Source organism: Actinokineospora bangkokensis (genome assembly GCF_001940455.1).
Classification (GTDB): domain Bacteria; phylum Actinomycetota; class Actinomycetes; order Mycobacteriales; family Pseudonocardiaceae; genus Actinokineospora; species Actinokineospora bangkokensis.
Genome location: NZ_MKQR01000032.1, coordinates 185,851 through 200,758 on the forward strand (window position 1 = coordinate 185,851; position 14,908 = coordinate 200,758).

The following is a 14,908-nucleotide window of genomic DNA, read 5'->3' on the forward strand; positions in this document are numbered from 1 at the left end:
GCCGGGCGCCGTCGCGGGTCCCCCGCGCCGCGCCGGTGGGGCCGCAGCGCCGGGCGAGCCGCCGCGCTGACGTCGACGTGAGGGGAAGGGTCCATGGCTGCTCCGGTCACCGCGCGCACCGGCCACGTGATCGGCGGGTCGCTGGTCGAGGGGTCGGGCGAGCGCATCGAGGTGGTCGACCCGACCACCGAGGAGATCATCGCCCACGTCCCGGCCGGCACCCCCGCCGACGTCGACGCCGCCGTGGACGCGGCCACCTCGGCGTTCGCGTCCTGGTCGCAGGTCGACCCGCGCGAGCGCGCGGCCGCCGTGCTGGCGGTGGCCCAGGCCATCCACGCGCGCCGCGACGAGTTCGCCGCCACGATCACCGCCGAGATGGGCGCGCCCATCACCTTCGCCACCAAGGTGCAGGCGGGCCTGCCCACGGCCACCTCGATGGCCACGGCGAAGCTGGTCCTGGAGGGCGGCTACGACTTCACCGAGGAGATCGGCAACTCGCTCATCGTGCGCGAGCCGGTGGGCGTGGTCGGCGCGATCACCCCGTGGAACTACCCGCTGCACCAGATCGTCGCCAAGGTCGCCCCGGCGCTGGTCGCGGGCAACACCGTGGTGCTCAAGCCCAGCGAGGTGGCCCCGCTCAACGCCAACCTGTTCCTCCAGGTGCTGGCCGAGGCGGGCATCCCGGACGGGGTGGTGAACCTCGTGCACGGCACCGGCCCCGTCGTCGGCGACGCCATCTCCGGGCACCCGGGGATCGACATGGTGTCCTTCACCGGGTCGACCGCCGCGGGCAAGCTCGTGCAGGTCAACGCCGCGGGCACGGTCAAGAAGGTGGCGCTGGAGCTGGGCGGCAAGTCCGCCAGCGTCATCCTCGACGACGCCGACCTGGAGAAGGCGGTCAAGGTCAGCCTGGGCAACACCTTCATCAACGGCGGCCAGACCTGCTCGGCCTGGACCCGCTGGGTGGTCCCGGCGGCCCTGCACGACCAGGTCGTCGAGATCGCCGCCGCCAACGCGGCCAAGTACGGCGTGGGCGACCCGACCCTGGAGACCACCCGGATCGGCCCGATGTCCTCGGCCGCCCAGCGCGACCGGGTGCTCGGCTACATCGAGGCGGGCAAGGCCGAGGGCGCCCAGGTGGCCTTCGGCGGCAGCACCGACGGCCTGCCTGCCACGGGCGCGTTCGCGCCCCCGACGGTGTTCGCAGGCGTGCGGGCGGACATGCGCATCGCCCAGGAGGAGATCTTCGGCCCGGTGGTGTCGATCCTGCCCGCCGCCGACGAGGACGAGGCCGTCGCGATCGCCAACTCCACCATCTACGGCTTGGCGGGCGCGGTGTTCTCCGGCGACGGCGAGCGGGCGCTGCGGGTGGCCAAGCGGTTGCGCACGGGCCAGGTCGACGTCAACGGCGGCGCCTACAACCCGGCCGCCCCCTTCGGCGGCTACCGCCAGTCCGGCAACGGCCGCGAGCTGGGCAAGTTCGGCCTGGAGGAGTTCACCGAGGTCAAGTCCATCCAGCGCTGACCCACCACCGAGGGGCCCCGGCGAGCGCGCCGGGGCCCCTCGGCGTCAGCACCCAGTCCACAGAGGACGGACCTGCGGGCTTCGGCCCCGCCCTCAGCGGACGAGCCGGGCCAGCTCCGCCCGCTGGGCCGCGACGAACGCGGTGTCGACCGGCTCCCCGTGGCCCGGCACCACCACCCGCGGCGACCCGATCCGCCCCAGCACCGCCACCCACGACGCCACGTCCGCGTCCGGCCCGACCGCGGGCGGGGCGCCCTGCTCCACCAGGTCCCCCGCGAACAGCACGTCACCCGCCCGCACCAGCACGTCCCCGGGCGTGTGCCCGGGGCCCAGGTGCAGCAGCTCCACCGAGCGGCCGCCGAGGTCCAGCTCCACCCGGTCGCGCACCTCGCGGTCCGGGAGGACCACCGGGGCCGCTGCGAGGCGGTCGGCCCGCCGCGGCTCCCGCTCCGACCACTCCGCGACCTGCGCGGCCGTCCCGTGCTCGACCTCGTGCCGGGCGGCCGGGTGCGCCCACACCGGCGCGGGCAGGAAGGCCGACGTGCCGAGGTGGTGGTCCCAGTGCGCGTGGGTGATCACCACGTCCCACGGCAGCGGCGTCACCGCCCGCACCGCCGCGGCCCAGCGGGCGCCGTGCTCGGCGTCGGTGCCGGTGTCGACCACCAGGCAGCGGCGCGCGCCGACGACGAGCCCCAGCGTCAGGTCCAGGTCGTCGTGGCGGCACGCGAGGACGCCGTCGGCCAGCTCGATCCAGCGCACCTACACCACGATCCTCATCCGCCTGCCCGACACCGGGTCCCGGTCGCCGCCGAGCTGCTCCGCCTCGCCCGCCGCCCACCGGCGCGCCGTCCACGCGCACGCCAGGGCGTCCAGCGCGTCGTCCACCCCCGCCGACGCCGGGGCGCCCGCCAGGGCCGCGCCCGCGTCGGCGAACCCGCGCAGCGCGGCGATCCGCTGGCCCGCGCCCCGGGCGTTCTTCTTGCGCTCGAAGGCGGTCCCGGGCGCCATCGCGCGGAACGCGACCTCCGGGTGCACCTCCAGCACCCGGTCGCCGTCGAACTCCGCCGCGTCCCACTCGCGGATCTTCGGCACGATGCCCCACGCCTGGATCGAGATGGCCGCCCCCGCCGCCGCCCGCGACACTTCGCAGGCCTGCGGGTGCGACCCCGCCGCCAGCACCGCCCGCACCGGGGCGAGGAACACCGACGACCGCGCCCGCCCCAGGCGCCGCCGGGCCAGCAGGTCGCACTCGCGCGGGGCGGCGGCGGGCAGTCCGATGGGGACGTCGACCCCCACCGCGGCGCAGCCCGCCGTGCGCGCCAGCACCTCGGCGGCGTCGGCGCAGGCGTGCCAGGACACCGCGCCGCCCGCCTCGACGACGGCCACGACCCAGCCGCCGGGCACCCCGTCGACGCCCGCCACCGCCTCACCCGTCCGTGTGGTCACGGCCACCACCGTCGCACCCCTCGGCCCGCGCGGCACCCCCGGGGATGGCACACTCGCCGCCGTGCGCGTCTACCTGGGATCCGACCACGCGGGCTTCGAGCTGAAGGCCCACCTCGTCAGCCACCTCACCGCCGCGGGCCACGACGTCGTCGACGTCGGCCCGCACGCCTACGACGCGCTGGACGACTACCCGCCGTTCTGCGTGGAGACCGCGCGCCGCGTGGTGGCCGACCCGGGCACCCTGGGCGTGGTGATCGGCGGGTCGGGCAACGGCGAGCAGATCGCCGCGAACAAGGTCCCCGGCTGCCGGGCCGCGCTGGCCTGGAGCACCGAGACCGCCACCCTGTGCCGCGAGCACAACGACGCCCAGGTGATCGGCGTCGGCGCGCGCATGCACAGCACCGAGGACGCCACCGCGATCGTCGAGGCGTTCCTGGCCACCCCGTTCTCCGAGGACGAGCGGCACGTGCGCCGCATCGGCATGCTGGCCGACTACGAGCGCACCGGCACCCCGCCCCCGCTGCCCGCCTGATGCCCGAGGGGCACGCGCTGCACCGCCTGGCCCGGCTGCACCAGCGCCGCTACGCCGGGCACCCGGTGGCGGTGAGCAGCCCGCAGGGCCGCTTCGCCGCCGACGCCGCCCTGGTCGACGGCCGGGTGCTGCGCCGGGCCGAGGCGCACGGCAAGCACCTGCTCCACGTCTACGACACCGACCTGGTGGTGCACGTCCACCTCGGCCTCTACGGCTCCTTCGCCGAGCACGCGCTGCCGGTGTTCGAGCCGGTGGGGCAGGTGCGGATGCGGCTGGTCGGGCCGACGCACTGGACCGACCTGCGCGGCCCCACCCGCTGCGAGGTGCTCACCGACGTCGAGGTCAAGGCGCTGCGCGCCCGGCTCGGCCCGGACCCGCTGCGCCGCGACGCGCACCCGGACGAGGCGTGGGCGCGGATCTCGCGCTCGCGCGCCTCGATGGCGGTGCTGCTGATGGACCAGTCCGTGCTCGCCGGGGTCGGCAACATCTACCGGGCCGAGGTGCTGTTCCGCCACGGCGTCCACCCCGCCACCCCCGGTCGCGCGCTGGACAGGGCGGTGTGGGACGACATCTGGGCCGACCTGGTGGAGCTGATGCGGATCGGCGTGCGGCGCGGCCGGATCGACACCGTGCGCGACGAGCACCTGCCCAGGGCGATGGGGCGCGCAGCCCGCGAGGACCGGCACGGGGGCGAGGTCTACGTCTACCGGCGCACCGGCCTGCCCTGCCTGCTGTGCGGGACCCCGGTGCTCACCGAGGTGGTGGCGGGGCGCAACAACTACTGGTGCCCCACCTGCCAGCCCGCCTGAACCCGCGCGACGAGGGGCCGGGCACCAGCGGTGCCCGGCCCCTCGTCGTCGCGCGGTCAGAAGAAGTCGCCGCCGCCGAAGTCGCCCCCGCCGCCGAAGTCCCCGCCACCGCCGAAGTCGCCGCCGTAGTCCCCGCCGCCGTCGCCGTAGTCGCCGCCGTCCGCGCCCGCGTCGGCCTCCGCGGCGTCGGCCTGGCCCGCGTCGTAGCCCGCCTCCCAGGCGGCCGCGTCCGGGATGCCCGCCATGCCGGAGAACATCGCGCTGAACAGCAGCACCGAGCCCACGCCCCAGGCGCCCGCCACCAGCGCGGGCTTCCACCACGGCTCGCTGTACCAGCCCTGCGGCACCGGCCGCCCGGCCACGCGCCCGCCGGGGTAGTAGTACGGGGTGTTCGCGCCGGAGTTCGGCGAGGCCTCGTAGTGGTGCCCCTCGACCTCGACGTGCCGGTCCTGCTCGACCCGGCCCGCCGCGCGGCGCGCGGGGTCCTCGGGCAGCGCCGGACCCGGGTCCAGGCCCATCGCCTCGCGCGCGGCGCGCACGTAGTACAGGCCCTCCATCGCGGTCTCGGTCACGAGCTTGCACTGCTCGGCGGTCGTGGCCTGCTCCATCTGCGACCCGGCCGCGGTGTAGCGCTCGGACGCGTCGGCCAGCGCCTGCTTGGACGCCTGGTCGGTGCCGGTCAGGTTCATGACCTGACCGCCCAGCCGCTCGACCCAGCGCCGCGCCTCGGCCTTGGCGTCGTCGAGCCGCCGCTGCTTGGCCGCGTTGCCGTTGCGCACCACCACCAGACCTGCGCCGACCAGTGCCAGGATCACGATCACCAGCACGACCGTGCCCATGGGGTCCCTCCCTGTTCCCGGAGAACTTCTCGCAAGGGACAACGCGGGGACACCCGGTGCCGGTTCCCGGCACTGGCTGGTCCTGGACACATCGCCCCCGCGGTGTGCGCGGCGCCACTACGGTTCGACCATGACCGGTGAGGAGGACGCCCGGTGAGGTTGGCCGCCCCCGTGCTGGTCCGCGAGGCCACCGCGGACGACGCCGCCGCCCTGGGGCGGGTGCACGCCGAGGCCTGGCACCGCGCCTACCGCGACCTGTTCGAGCCGGAGTGGCTCACCCGGTTCGTCGCCGAGCGCCGCGGCCGCTGGCACGCGCGGCTGGCCGACCCGGCCTTCGACCTGGCCGAGCTGCTGGTGGCCGAGCAGGGGGCGGCCGTGGTGGCGTTCGCCTGGTTCGGCCCGCACGCGGACAACACGGCCGACGCGGAACTGCGGGCGTACTACGCCCACCCGGACGCGTGGGGGACCGGCGTCGCGCAGACCCTGTTCGACAACGTGCGCGAGGCCGTGGCCGACCGGCGCCGCCTGCGGTTGTGGACGCTGGCGGGTGCCCACCGCGCCCGCCGGTTCTACGCCAAGGAGGGCTTCGCCCGCACCGGCCTGCACCGCGACCGAGACTTCGGCGACGCCCGCCCGGTGCGGGAGGTCGAGTACGCCCTGTCCCCCCACGACCGCGCCTGGCGCTGAAGCCGGGGCTCAGCCCGTCCGCGCCGTGCCCGCGTCGACGGCCTGCTCGATCAGCTCGCGCACGCCCGCGGCGAGGGTGAGGCCGTCGAGGTCCTCCGGCTCGATCCACAGCGCGCGCTCGGCCAGGTCACCCTCGGCGGGACGGGCGCGCAGGCACACCGCGCCGCCGGGTCCGACGCCGAGCGGCGCGAACCGCTCCTCCACCACGACCCCGGTCTGCTCCGCGACGACCCGGGCCGCGGCCTCGGCGACGGTCTCCCCGCCGCCGACCGGCCCGCGGGGCAGGCCCAACCCGGCCCCACCGCGCACGACCAGCACCAGCCCAGCGTCGTCCACGACGACCACGCACGTCCCGGCCACCCGGACGTCCTCGATCAGCGCCATACCCCCAGTCATACCGACCGCGGCCGCCCGGCAACACCATCTTCCGGTGCAATTCGCCGTGAACAGGAAGAAGTCCTAGCCGACGTCCAATAGACCGGACGATCTCTTGTCACGCCGTGAGTCATCCCACAAGGCCCACTGCTGCCCAACCCGCTCTTTAAATCCAGCCCGCTCTGTTCAATCCCCCCACCCAGCCGCGCTCAGCAGGCCGAGCGGACCAGGTCCAACGCCCGCGCCGACAACCCGACCGCCTCGACCTCCCCGGGCGCGACCCACCGCGCCCCCTCCAGCACGTTCCCACCGACCGGCTTCGCCCGCAGCACCACCGAGAACTCCCCGGCCGAGTCCAACCCCTCCATCACCGGGGTGCCCACGGAGACACCCGTGCCCTCCAGCACCACCCGAGCGGCGGCCTCGACCACGGCCTCACCCACCCGCACATCCCCCGCGGGCAGTTCCCACCCGGCTCCCCGCCGCACCACCAGCACAGCCCCGCTGGTGTCCACCACCAGCACAGTCGCGCTCAGCGCGTTGCCCATCAGCGTCATGGGCCACGAATACCCACCGGGGGTGCCCCCTACACCCCCAAGACCGTTAACAACGCGCTACGACCAAGCGCACCGGCACACCGTTGCCGGGTGCCCGCCCTGACCGCGGGAGGCACCCGGCACGGCCGTCACACCGGCAGGGCGCGGCGCAGGTGCTCGTTGACCAGGTCGAGGAACGAGCGGGGGGTGGTGAGCTCACCGATCACCTCGTCGGGCAGGGACACGCCGTGGCTGCGCTCGATCCGGCTCAGGGTCTCCAGCAGCGCGAGCGAGTCGTAGCCCAGCTCCTCGAAGGTGGTGTCGAGGAAGTCCGCGCCGGTCTCGGCGGGGGCGTCGCCGCCCGCGCCCGCGCGCAGCACCTCGGTGAACTCGGTCGGGGTCATCTCCATGGGTCTCGCCTCCGTGCTCGTGGGTGGGCCGACCGGGGGGACCGGCCGGTGGGTGGTCGGGACGGGTGGGGGCGGTTCACGCGGCGCGCAGCACGACCGCGGAGGTGAAGCCGCCGTAGCCGCGGGCGAGGACCAGCGCCGTGCGCGGCGCCGCCGGGCGCGGGGCGCCCAGCACCAGGTCCAGCTCGGCCGCGGCGTCGCCGCCGGTGTTCACCGACGGCGGCAGGACGCCGTCGCGGATCGACAGCAGGGCGGCGGCCACGTCCAGCGGCGCGCCGCCGGAGTAGAGCCTGCCGGTCATGGTCTTGGGCGCGGTGACGGGCACGCCGCGGGTGCCGAACACCGCGGTCAGCGCGGCCACCTCGGCCCGGTCCAGCTCCGGGGTGCCCGCCGCGTCGGCGAACACCACGTCGACGTCGGCGGCGTCGGCGCCCGCGTCGGCCAGCGCCGCCTCGATGGTGCGGCGCAGCGCGGGCGGCCTGCCCGACCCCGGCCGCGGGTCGAACCCCGCCGCCCAGCCCGCCAGCTCGCCGTAGGACCGCTGCCCCGGCCGGGCGCCCGCCCGCTCCAGCACCAGGATCGCCCCGCCCTCGCCCGGCACGTGGCCCGCGGCGCGGGAGTCGAAGGGCAGGTAGGCCGCGCCGGGGTCGGCCGCGGTGCTCAGCATCCCGCTGGGCAGCTGGGCGACCAGGCCCCACGGGCACAGCGACGAGTCGACCCCGCCGGTGACCACCAGGTCGGTGCCCCGGCGCACGTGCCTGCGGGCCTGGGCCAGCGCGTCGAGCCCGCCAGCCTGCTCGGCCACGAGCACCCCGCTGGGCCCGCGCATGCCGTGCCGGATGGAGATCTGCCCGGTGTTGACCGCGTAGAACCAGGCGAAGGACTGGTAGGCGCTGACGTGCTTGGCGCCCCTGCCCCACAGCGCCTCCAGCTCGCGCTGGCCGAACTCGAACCCGCCGGAGGCGCTCGCGGTCACCACGCCCATGCCGAACTCGGCGCGCTCGGCCGGGCGCACCCCGGCGTCGGCCAGCGCCCAGTCCGAGGCGGCCATGGCCATCCTGGTCATGTGGTCGGTCTGCGGCAGCAGCCGCGAGGAGACGTGCTCAGCGGCGTCGAAGCCGTCGACCTCGCCCGCCAGCCGCGCCGGGTAGCCCGCCGGGTCGAACCGGGTGATCGGCCCGATGCCGCTGCGGCCCGCCAGCGTCGCCGCCCAGTAGCCCGCCACGCCGACCCCGTTGGGGGACAGCACCCCCAGGCCGGTCACCACCGCGCGGGTCACCTGGCCGACCCCGCCGCGGTCAGCACCATCGCGCTCTGGAAGCCGCCGAACCCGCTGCCCACGGTGAGCACGGTGTCGACCGGCAGCTCGCGCGCGGTCAGCGGGGTGTAGTCCAGGTCGCACTCGGGGTCGGGCACGTGCAGGTTCGCCGTGGGCGGGACGGTGTCGCGCTGGATGGCCAGCGCGCAGGCGGCGATCTCGATGGAGCCGATGGCGCCCAGCGAGTGCCCGATCATGGACTTGATCGACGACACCGGGACCGCGTAGGCGTGCTGCCCCAGCGCGGTCTTCACCGCCGCGGTCTCGTGCCGGTCGTTCTGCTTGGTGCCCGAGCCGTGCGCGTTGACGTAGTCCACCGCGGTGGGGGCGATCCGGGCGTCGTCGAGGGCACCGGTCACCGCCGCCGCCAGCTCCCGGCCGTCGGGGCGCAGCCCGGTCATGTGGAAGGCGTTGCAGCGCGAGGCGAACCCGGAGACCTCCGCGTAGACGCGCGCGCCGCGGGCGCGGGCCCGCTCGTACTCCTCCAGCACGAACACCGCGGCGCCCTCGCCGAGCACGAAGCCGCGGCGGGTGTTGTCGAACGGGCGCGAGGCGTGCTCCGGGTCGTCGTTGTACGGCGTGGTCGCCCGGATCGCGTCGAAGCAGGCGACCGTGATCGGGGAGATGGGCGCGTCGGAGGCGCCCGCGAGCACCACGTCCACCGAGCCCTCGCGGACCAGCTCGCAGCCGTGGCCCACCGCGTCGATGCCGGAGGTGCAGCCGGTGGAGACCACGGTGGCGGGCCCCTCGGCGCCCACCGCCCAGGACACCTCCCGGGCCAGCGAGCTGGGCACCAGGTAGTCGTAGAGGTGCGGGACCGCGTAGGCGGGGTCCACCAGCCACTGCGCGCCCGAGTCGCTGACCACGGCGTACTCGCGCTCCAGGCTCGTCGTGCAGCCCACCGCGCTGCCGATGGCCACCCCGGTGCGCTCCGGCGGCAGGTCCGCGACCGCCAGGCCGCTGTCGGCCAGCGCCTCGGCGGCGCAGACGGCGGCGAACTGGGCCGCCCGGTCCATCCGGCGCGCCTGGCGCGGGGTCAGCCCGTGCGCCAGCGGGTCGAAGTCGGCCTCGGCGGCCACCCGGGAGCGGAACTGCCCCGGGTCGAAGGTGGAGATGGTGCGGGTCGCGGTGCGGCCGCTGGTGATGAGGTCCCAGAACGCCTCCCGCCCGATCCCGCCGGGCGCCACCACCCCGATCCCGGTGATGACGACTCGCCGTTGTCCAGCCATGAGCCGACCTTTCGTCCGTGCCCCCCGCGCTCGGCGGTGTGGCCATGTCCCGCGTGCTGTGCCAGTGCCCCGAGCTGCGCCCGTGCGCCCAGCCTTACCGGCCCGGCTCGAACCCCCCTGGAATGCGGCCGGGCTTTGCCTCCAGCGCCGCTCCAGCCGACCCGCGCGCCGCGCGCAGGTCCGCCGCCCAGCGCCGCGCGCCCGCGCGCAGCACGCCGCTGCCCACCAGCAGCGCCGCGTACCCCGCGGCCAGCAGCGCCGCGGCCGCGGCCGGGTCGTCCAGACCGCTCGCGCTGACGGGGCAGGGGGTGCCCGCCGAGCGCAGCGCCGCCAGCAACCGCCTGCTGCGGTCGAGGTCGGCGGGACCGCGTTCGCGGTCGCCGATGTCCTTGTTGTTCACCGCGAGCACGCACTCGCCCGCGTGCGGCACCGCGTCCACCTGGGCCGCTGAGGTGACCTCCACGAACGGGGTGAGCCCGCGGCGCAGCGCGCCCTCGACCAGACCGCCGAGCACACCGGACGGCAGCACGCCCGGGGTGATCAGCACCGCGTCGGCGCCCCACGCGGCGCTGTCGTCCAAATCGGACTCGCGGACGATGAAGTCCTTGCGCAGCAAAGGGAGAGCGGTGCCGCGCGACACCTCCCGCAGCAGCGCCGGGGTGCCGCCGAACCACCGGCCGGTCACCACCGACAGGCACGGCGCCCCCGCCCGCTCGCACTCGGCGGCGAACCCGACCGGGTCGCGGTCGCCCAGCAGCGGCTCGCCGGACCCGCTGCGCACCTTGACCTCCATGACCACCGGCAGGGCGGCGGTCAGCAGCGCTTCGGTGAACCTCACGGCCGCGCCCCCGCCCACCCCCGCACCAGGGCGGCCACCCGGGCGGCGGACAGCGCCCCCCGCGCGTCGCGGGCCGCGGTGTCCACGTCGACCCCGAGGAAACCCGGGTGCGCCACCACCTCGGAGAAGCGCCCGCGGTCCGCCGGGGTGATCCCACCCGCGAGCAGGAACGGCGCCCCCAACCGCGCGGCGACGCCCGCGACCAGCGCCGGGTCCGCGCTCGTGCCGGTGCTGCCCAGGCGGTCGCCGTCGGCCGCGTCGAGCAGGAACGCCGACACCCCGGCCCGCAGGTACGCGGGCACCAACCCCTCCTGCAGGCAGCGGCCGCCGCGCAGGTGCAGCACCTTGATCACCGAGACCCCGGCGCGGACCAACCCGCGCACCAGGTTCGGCGGCTGGTGCCCGTGCAGCTGCACCCGCCGGGCCCCGGTGCGGCGCACCAGGTCGAGCAGCCCCTCGCCGCGCAGGGTCACCAGCACCGGCTCCGGGGCGGTGGCCGCCAGCAGCTCGGCGGCGACGTCCGGGCGCAGGTCGGCGTGCCCGCCGGGCACCCCGCACCACACGCCCGCGAGGTCCACGCCCGCCCCGGCGAGCACCCGCAGGTCCTCGCGCGTGCGCGCCCCGCACACCTTCACCACGGTGGCGGGCGCCGCCACCGCCCGCGGCGGGCCGGGGGCGCTCACCCCAGCCCCAGCATGGCGGCGATGCGGTTGCGCTGGACCTCCGAGGTGCCGGAGTAGAGGGTGCCGCCCACCGCGTCGCGCAGGTCCCGCTCGACCCCGGTGCCCACCAGGTAGCCCGCGCCGCCGAAGACCTGCACGGCGGTGAGCGCCGTGGAGACGTTGACCTCGCTGGTGACCAGCTTGGTGATGGCGACGTCCTCGGTGACGTTCTCGCCCGCGGCGAAGCGCTCGGCGGTGCGGTAGAGCCACGACCGCGCGGTGCGCAGCCCGATCTCGGCGTCCACCAACCGGTGCGAGACCGCCTGGAAGCTGCCGATGGGCGCGCCGAACTGCTTGCGGCGCTTGGCGTGCTCCAGGCAGCGGTCGAGCCGGTGCCGGATCGCGCCCGCCGTGATGGCGAACGAGCACAGCACCTCCCACTTCATCACGTGGTCGAGCACCAGGAACCCGCCGCCGACCGGGCCGATCACGTTGGTCGCCGGCACCCGCACCCCGTCCAGGCGCACCTCGCCCAGCGGGGAGGTGCGCAGGCCGAGCTTGGCCTCCGGCGGGCCGAACGACAGCCCGGGGGTGCCGCGCTCGACCAGGAACGCCGTCGTCCCCAGTGGACCGGAGTCACCGCTGGTGCGCGCGTAGACCACCACCAGGTCGGCCACCGGCCCGTTGCTGACGAAGCACTTGGTGCCGGTGAGCACGTAGTCGTCGCCGTCGCGCACCGCCCTGGTGCGCATCCGCAGCGCGTCGGACCCCGTCTCGGCCTCGGTGATCGCGTGCGCGCCGATCGTCTCGCCCGAGCAGACCCCGGGCAGGTAGCGCTCGCGCAGCGCCTCGGACCCGTGGTGGGCCAACGCGATCCCGGTGCTCACCAGGTGGGTGGACACCGAGAAGGCCAGCCCGCCGTCGCGGCAGCCCTCGCCGAGGCCCTCCAGCACGTGCACGGTGGTCACCAGGTCCTGGCCGAGACCGCCCCAGCGCGGGTCGAACGGCAGCGCCAGCAGCCCGGTGCGCCGCACCGCCGCCCACTTCGCCGCCGAGAACTCCGCGCGCTGGTCCAGCTCGACGTGCTCGTCGTTGAGCACGTCCAGCCATGGAATGAGACCGGCCCGCAGCGCGTCCTGCTCCGCTGTCGTCCTGATCACCGGTGCGACCCCCTGATCATGTCCCACTCCGCTCCTGCTCGTGCCTGTCGATCGCCGTCAGCCGTCCCGCGGGGCGCTCAGTACTGCGAGAACCCCTCGGCGTCGAGGTTGTGCCGCTCGTCGCCGCGCAGCGCCGGGGTGAACACGCAGACCAGGCGCATGTCCTGCTCCGGCGCGGCGATGAGGAAGTGCGCGTCGTGCCGGTCGAGGGCGTAGATCACGCCCGGCTCGATGCGGTGGCTGGTGCCCTCCAGGTCGACCACCTCGCCCTCCCCGTCGACGCAGTAGCAGGCCTCCAGGTGGTTGCGGTACTCCAGGCGGGACTTGGTGCCCGCCCGCACGGTGGTCTCGGTGACGGTGTAGCCCAGGCCGTCGGCGGCCACGAGCAGCCGGGTGCTCAACCCGTTGCCCCAGTCCACCGTCTGCGCCTCGTCCTTGGTGCGCACGATCATGTCCTCGCTCCTCCCTGCGGTTCCCGGGCGCCGACCACCAGCGACCGGACGAACTCGTCGAACCCCCGCAGCGGGTCGCGCGCCCGCCGCAGGACCTGCTCCGCCGCGGTGCCGACCACGGCGGCGTCCGCGCCCGCCTCGGCGACCGCACGGACATCGGCACCCGTGCGCACCCCGAAGCCGACCGCCACCGGCACCCGCGCCACCGCGCGCGCCGCCGCCACCGCGCCCGCCAGGGCCGCGTGCCCGCCCGCGGGCGCCGACCCCGTGCGCCCGCGGTGGGCCACCAGGTACAGGTAGGCCCCGGCGGTGGCCGCCGACGCCGCGACCACCTCCGGCGCCGAGGTGGCGTAGCAGGTGCCCACCAGCGGGATGCCGACCTCGCGCGCCGCCGACTCCTGCCGCTCCCGCCGCCGCGGCGGCAGGCCGTGCACCAGCAGGGCGTCGGCGCCCGCCCCGGCGGCCCGGCGGGTGAACTCCTCCTCGCCCACCGGGTGCGCGGTGTGCCGCCAGTCCGCCAGCAGCGCGATCCTGGTGCGCCGCAGGCGGGGGCGGACCGCCGCGACGAACGCCAGCACCCGCGCCAGGTCCGTGCCCGCGGCCAGCGCCCGGTCCGCCGCGGCGCGCAGCACCGGGCCGTCGGTGGGGGAGCCGGGGAACGGCACCGCCAGCTCCAGGCAGTCCACCCCGGCCGCGTCGAGCACCTCGACCAGGTCCGCCTGCAGGTCCAGCGGCTGGGCGCCCGCGGTGAGGAACACCGCCAGCCCCGGGTCGGCGGGGCCGCGGCCTGCGAAGAACTCAGCCACGGGCCACCGCGACCGGCCTGCCCGCGCGCGCCTGGCGCACCAGCGCCGCCGCGGCCCCCGAGCGCACCGCGTCGTCGGCCATGGCCAGCGCCTCCACCCAGCTCACCGCCGGGTCCGCGGCCCGGACCAGCGCGGCGGCGTTGAGCCGCACCGCGGCCACCGCACCGGGGTGCCCCCGCCCGCAGAGCACGTCGAGGAAGTGGTCGACGAGGTCGGCGTCGGGCACGGGCCGCAGCGGCGCCAGCGACCCGGTGCCGCCCGGCACCGGCTCCGGCCCGCCCCCGGTGTCGATGGTGTCGTCGGCGAACCCCAGCAGCTCGTCGACCCCGGCGGCGTTGCTGCACAACCACACCGGGTGCGGCACCGCCGCGTCGGCCGCGGCCCGCAGCAGCGGCAGCGCCGAGCGGTCCGACACCCCCGTCACCTGCGCGGCCACCGGCACCGCGGCCAGCAGTGGGCCGAGCAGGTTGACGAACCCGGCCACCGCCGCGGGCGGCAGCGGCAGCACCGCCCCGACCAGCGCCCGCAGCTCCGCCGGGTAGGCGAAGTCGCCCGCGAAGGCCACCCCGCAGCGGTCCAGGACCTCGGCGGTCTCCTCGTGCGAGCGGGTGCGCGGCACGCCGAGGCGGTCCAGCAGGTCGTAGGAGCCGTGCGCGCTGGTGCGCGCCCGCGACCCGGTCTTGACCACCGGCGTGCCCGCCGCTGCGGCGGTGAACGCCGCCGCGGTGGAGATGTTGAAGGTGCGCGGGCCGCCGCCGGTGCCCACCACGTTCACCGACCCGGGGAAGGCGGGCCCGAGTCGGGGACCCCGCTCGGCCAGCGACCGGGCGAACGCGGCGGCCGTCGCGGGCGCGGGCCGCAGCGTCGCCAGCGAGGCCAGCAGCGCCACCGCCTCGCCCCGGGGCAGCGCGCCCGCCGCCACGGCGTCCCACAGCGAGTGCCAGGCGGTCGCGTCGACCCCGGCGCCCGGGTCGGCGCCGCGGTCGAGCAGGGCCAGCACCACCGGGTGCACGGTCGCGCTCACGTCGCCTCGACCGCGGTGGCCGCGTGCTCGGCGATGAGGCCGTCGATGGCCGCCACCGACTTGAACCGCTCCGGCGACAGCTCCAGGTCGTCGGCGCGCAGGCCGTGCTCGGTCTCCAGCCACACCAGCAGCTTGAGCAGGCCCAGGCTGTCGATGACCCCGTCGGCGATCAGGTCGGCGTGCGGGTCGAGGTCGGCCGGGGCCACGTCCGGCAGGAACTCGTCGATGATGAACTGCGTGATGGCGCGCGCGTGCTGCACG

Annotated in this window: 19 protein-coding genes; 4 read left to right on the top strand and 15 right to left on the bottom strand. The window is 76.2% G+C overall.

All coding sequences use genetic code 11. From position 1 onward, the window contains the following. The first annotated feature begins 93 nt into the window (after nucleotides 1-93). On the top strand, nucleotides 94-1,524 hold the full coding sequence (locus tag BJP25_RS31790) for an aldehyde dehydrogenase family protein (protein WP_075978757.1): 1,431 nt from the start codon (nucleotides 94-96) through the stop codon (nucleotides 1,522-1,524). Between the two features lie 93 nt (nucleotides 1,525-1,617). Here the strand turns inward: BJP25_RS31790 and BJP25_RS31795 are convergent, their stop codons facing one another. Together BJP25_RS31795 and BJP25_RS31800 are read right to left on the bottom strand one after the other, a co-directional pair. After that, nucleotides 1,618-2,283, bottom strand: coding sequence for an MBL fold metallo-hydrolase (locus BJP25_RS31795; RefSeq protein ID WP_075978758.1), 666 nt, complete (start codon nucleotides 2,281-2,283; stop codon nucleotides 1,618-1,620). After that, nucleotides 2,284-2,970 (bottom strand): DUF429 domain-containing protein, encoded by a 687-nt coding sequence (locus BJP25_RS31800; protein ID WP_075978801.1) that lies wholly within the window; start codon nucleotides 2,968-2,970, stop codon nucleotides 2,284-2,286. It lies immediately after the preceding gene. Between the two features lie 61 nt (nucleotides 2,971-3,031). On the opposite strand from BJP25_RS31800, the gene BJP25_RS31805 reads away from it, so the two are divergent. Next, complete coding sequence (locus BJP25_RS31805) at nucleotides 3,032-3,502, top strand: ribose-5-phosphate isomerase (protein ID WP_075978759.1); 471 nt, start codon at nucleotides 3,032-3,034, stop codon at nucleotides 3,500-3,502. Then, nucleotides 3,502-4,311 (top strand): Fpg/Nei family DNA glycosylase, encoded by an 810-nt coding sequence (locus BJP25_RS31810; RefSeq protein WP_075978760.1) that lies wholly within the window; start codon nucleotides 3,502-3,504, stop codon nucleotides 4,309-4,311. Before BJP25_RS31805 ends, BJP25_RS31810 begins: the two co-directional genes overlap by 1 nt. Before the next feature lie 56 nt (nucleotides 4,312-4,367). On the opposite strand, the gene BJP25_RS31815 is transcribed toward BJP25_RS31810, so the two are convergent. Beyond that, the gene (locus BJP25_RS31815; RefSeq protein WP_075978761.1) at nucleotides 4,368-5,150 is read right to left on the bottom strand and encodes a hypothetical protein; all 783 of its coding nucleotides are present in this window, start codon (nucleotides 5,148-5,150) and stop codon (nucleotides 4,368-4,370) included. A 153-nt stretch (nucleotides 5,151-5,303) separates the two neighbouring features. Here BJP25_RS31815 and BJP25_RS31820 point away from each other — a divergent pair, with 153 nt between their 5' ends. Next, nucleotides 5,304-5,837 carry a GNAT family N-acetyltransferase gene (locus BJP25_RS31820; RefSeq protein WP_084794841.1) on the top strand — a complete coding sequence of 178 codons (534 nt, stop codon included), beginning with the start codon at nucleotides 5,304-5,306 and terminating at the stop codon, nucleotides 5,835-5,837. A 9-nt stretch (nucleotides 5,838-5,846) separates the two neighbouring features. Here BJP25_RS31820 and BJP25_RS31825 read toward each other — a convergent pair whose 3' ends face one another. The 12 genes from BJP25_RS31825 to BJP25_RS31880 all read right to left on the bottom strand — a co-directional run bounded on the left by BJP25_RS31825 (nucleotide 5,847) and on the right by BJP25_RS31880 (nucleotide 14,907). Then, nucleotides 5,847-6,221: an NUDIX domain-containing protein gene (locus BJP25_RS31825; RefSeq protein ID WP_075978762.1), complete on the bottom strand. Its 375-nt coding sequence runs from the start codon at nucleotides 6,219-6,221 to the stop codon at nucleotides 5,847-5,849. 200 nt (nucleotides 6,222-6,421) lie between these two features. Continuing rightward, nucleotides 6,422-6,769, bottom strand: a complete 348-nt coding sequence (locus tag BJP25_RS31830) for an NUDIX domain-containing protein (RefSeq protein ID WP_075978763.1) — start codon at nucleotides 6,767-6,769, stop codon at nucleotides 6,422-6,424. Nucleotides 6,770-6,897: 128 nt separating this feature from the next. Then, complete coding sequence (locus tag BJP25_RS31835; protein ID WP_198943657.1) at nucleotides 6,898-7,158, bottom strand: acyl carrier protein; 261 nt, start codon at nucleotides 7,156-7,158, stop codon at nucleotides 6,898-6,900. Between the two features lie 76 nt (nucleotides 7,159-7,234). Beyond that, nucleotides 7,235-8,437 carry a ketosynthase chain-length factor gene (locus tag BJP25_RS31840; RefSeq protein WP_075978764.1) on the bottom strand — a complete coding sequence of 401 codons (1,203 nt, stop codon included), beginning with the start codon at nucleotides 8,435-8,437 and terminating at the stop codon, nucleotides 7,235-7,237. Further along, on the bottom strand, nucleotides 8,434-9,705 hold the full coding sequence (locus BJP25_RS31845; RefSeq protein WP_075978765.1) for a beta-ketoacyl-[acyl-carrier-protein] synthase family protein: 1,272 nt from the start codon (nucleotides 9,703-9,705) through the stop codon (nucleotides 8,434-8,436). The genes BJP25_RS31840 and BJP25_RS31845 overlap by 4 nt, the downstream gene beginning before the upstream one ends. A gap of 94 nt (nucleotides 9,706-9,799) precedes the next feature. Next, nucleotides 9,800-10,543, bottom strand: a complete 744-nt coding sequence (locus BJP25_RS31850; RefSeq protein ID WP_198943658.1) for a beta/alpha barrel domain-containing protein — start codon at nucleotides 10,541-10,543, stop codon at nucleotides 9,800-9,802. Next, nucleotides 10,540-11,226: a phosphoribosylanthranilate isomerase gene (locus BJP25_RS31855; protein WP_198943659.1), complete on the bottom strand. Its 687-nt coding sequence runs from the start codon at nucleotides 11,224-11,226 to the stop codon at nucleotides 10,540-10,542. Before BJP25_RS31855 ends, BJP25_RS31850 begins: the two co-directional genes overlap by 4 nt. Further along, on the bottom strand, nucleotides 11,223-12,365 hold the full coding sequence (locus BJP25_RS31860) for an acyl-CoA dehydrogenase family protein (RefSeq protein WP_075978766.1): 1,143 nt from the start codon (nucleotides 12,363-12,365) through the stop codon (nucleotides 11,223-11,225). Before BJP25_RS31860 ends, BJP25_RS31855 begins: the two co-directional genes overlap by 4 nt. A gap of 77 nt (nucleotides 12,366-12,442) precedes the next feature. Continuing rightward, nucleotides 12,443-12,817: an ectoine synthase gene (locus tag BJP25_RS31865; RefSeq protein ID WP_075978767.1), complete on the bottom strand. Its 375-nt coding sequence runs from the start codon at nucleotides 12,815-12,817 to the stop codon at nucleotides 12,443-12,445. Beyond that, nucleotides 12,814-13,623 carry a tryptophan synthase subunit alpha gene (gene trpA, locus BJP25_RS31870; RefSeq protein ID WP_075978768.1) on the bottom strand — a complete coding sequence of 270 codons (810 nt, stop codon included), beginning with the start codon at nucleotides 13,621-13,623 and terminating at the stop codon, nucleotides 12,814-12,816. The genes BJP25_RS31865 and trpA overlap by 4 nt, the downstream gene beginning before the upstream one ends. Further along, entirely contained in the window at nucleotides 13,616-14,647 is a 1,032-nt protein-coding gene (locus BJP25_RS31875; RefSeq protein WP_198943660.1) for a hypothetical protein, read from the bottom strand. The genes trpA and BJP25_RS31875 overlap by 8 nt, the downstream gene beginning before the upstream one ends. Continuing rightward, entirely contained in the window at nucleotides 14,644-14,907 is a 264-nt protein-coding gene (locus BJP25_RS31880) for a hypothetical protein (protein WP_075978769.1), read from the bottom strand. Before BJP25_RS31880 ends, BJP25_RS31875 begins: the two co-directional genes overlap by 4 nt. Nucleotide 14,908: the final 1 nt, after the last annotated feature.

Excerpts from the sequence above, each read along its gene's own strand:
- BJP25_RS31790 (WP_075978757.1), top strand. The coding sequence starts at position 94 with ATGGCTGCTCCGGTCACCGCGCGCACCGGCCACGTGATCGGCGGGTCG.
- BJP25_RS31810 (WP_075978760.1), top strand. The coding sequence starts at position 3,502 with ATGCCCGAGGGGCACGCGCTGCACCGCCTGGCCCGGCTGCACCAGCGC.
- BJP25_RS31815 (WP_075978761.1), bottom strand. The coding sequence starts at position 5,150 with ATGGGCACGGTCGTGCTGGTGATCGTGATCCTGGCACTGGTCGGCGCA.
- BJP25_RS31825 (WP_075978762.1), bottom strand. The coding sequence starts at position 6,221 with ATGGCGCTGATCGAGGACGTCCGGGTGGCCGGGACGTGCGTGGTCGTC.
- BJP25_RS31830 (WP_075978763.1), bottom strand. The coding sequence starts at position 6,769 with ATGACGCTGATGGGCAACGCGCTGAGCGCGACTGTGCTGGTGGTGGAC.
- BJP25_RS31835 (WP_198943657.1), bottom strand. The coding sequence starts at position 7,158 with ATGGAGATGACCCCGACCGAGTTCACCGAGGTGCTGCGCGCGGGCGCG.
- BJP25_RS31845 (WP_075978765.1), bottom strand. The coding sequence starts at position 9,705 with ATGGCTGGACAACGGCGAGTCGTCATCACCGGGATCGGGGTGGTGGCG.
- BJP25_RS31865 (WP_075978767.1), bottom strand. The coding sequence starts at position 12,817 with ATGATCGTGCGCACCAAGGACGAGGCGCAGACGGTGGACTGGGGCAAC.